This window comes from Vibrio sp. 10N.222.52.B12 (assembly GCF_002875385.1).
GTDB classification, from domain to species: domain Bacteria; phylum Pseudomonadota; class Gammaproteobacteria; order Enterobacterales; family Vibrionaceae; genus Vibrio; species Vibrio jasicida.
This window is the reverse complement of sequence record NZ_MDAW01000033.1, coordinates 1-1,280: the sequence shown is the minus strand read 5'-3', so window position 1 is coordinate 1,280 and position 1,280 is coordinate 1. Positions and strand designations below refer to the sequence as shown.

At 43.0% G+C, this 1,280-nt stretch carries 1 protein-coding gene; it reads right to left on the bottom strand.

The features are described 5' to 3' along the window. Window positions 1-32: 32 nt before the first annotated feature. Window positions 33-1,237 (bottom strand): IS3 family transposase gene (locus tag BCT11_RS02050; RefSeq protein ID WP_102386953.1). Its coding sequence is split into 2 segments (ribosomal slippage): window positions 33-850 and window positions 850-1,237, totalling 1,206 coding nucleotides; the frame shifts between segments, so codons are not numbered across the junction. Window positions 1,238-1,280: the final 43 nt, after the last annotated feature.

The following is a 1,280-nucleotide window of genomic DNA, read 5'->3' as shown; positions in this document are numbered from 1 at the left end:
TGACCCGTCCTGATATGGGTTGACACTTTTAGTTAAAACGCTCGATGAACTTCATCGGGCGTTTTGTATTTTAGAGCTGTATGTGGCCTCTGTTCATTATAGAGTTTCACCGACTCAGCAACCATTTTCTTAGCTTCATTCAAGTCGTTCGGCTTAGTCAGCAAGTACTCCATCTTTAAAATACCATTTACTCTTTCAGCTAGAGCATTTTGATAGCAGTCGTATCCATCAGTCATAGAGCATGTCACGTGATATTTTCTGTGTAGTGACTGATATTCCTCAGAACAGTATTGAATACCTCGGTCAGAGTGATGAATAAGCTCGCCCTCATATAGCCGCTCTTTCAAAGCCTTCAGGAATGCACTTTTAACGGCTGGCGTCTTCATATTATCATCTAGATGATACCCAACTATCTTCCTCGAGTAGGCGTCAGTGATTAAGCTGAGATAAGTATTTCCCGCTCGTGTTGCCAAGTAAGTGATATCAGCGACCCACAACTGCTCCGGTTTATTTGGAACCATGCCCTCTTTGATTCGGTTTGGATGGCAGTGGAACCGGTGATGGCTGTTTGTTGTTCGATGATAAGCCCTACGATTTAAGACCAACAGTCGATGCTGTTTTAGCAACGAAAACAGACAGTCTCGCCCTATATCAATGTTATTCTGACTGAGTAAGTACTTGAGCTTTCGAGTTCCTAATCGAGGATGTCGAATCCTTTGCTCTTTGACGAACCCAATGACAGATTGCTCTTTCTGAGTTCGCTGAAGCTCGAGCGCGTAGCGTTTGTAAAACGCCTGCCGAGTAATCCCGATGAAGTGGCAAGCTTTAGTTACTGTGAGCCTTTTGACCGTTTTTTCCTTAATAACTCGGCTTTGCGCTTCTTTGAGATTCGGACACCGAAATCCCTATCCATTACTTTTACGACAGCCTCAAAGAAGTCCGCTTTCAGTTGAGTTTCTTCAAGTTGTTGCTCGAGTTCTTTTATCCGTTGTTCTGGAGTTTGAGTAGAAGGAGAATCAGGCATGCCATTACCTACTGTGTTTGGTTTCTCTATTCCTTTAGACCAATTTAGCTGACCGTGCTTACGAAGCCAAACTAAGACAGTAGACCGGCCTTGTATCCCGTATCGCTCTTGAGCTTGTTTATAGGTCATCTCACCTTTTTCTACTTGGTCAACAACCGTCAATTTAAAGGCAAGAGAGTAATCTCGTTGGGTTCGTTTACTCGTTGATTTCATGACATTCTCCAATTTCATGTTGGAAATGTGTCAACCTTATTTA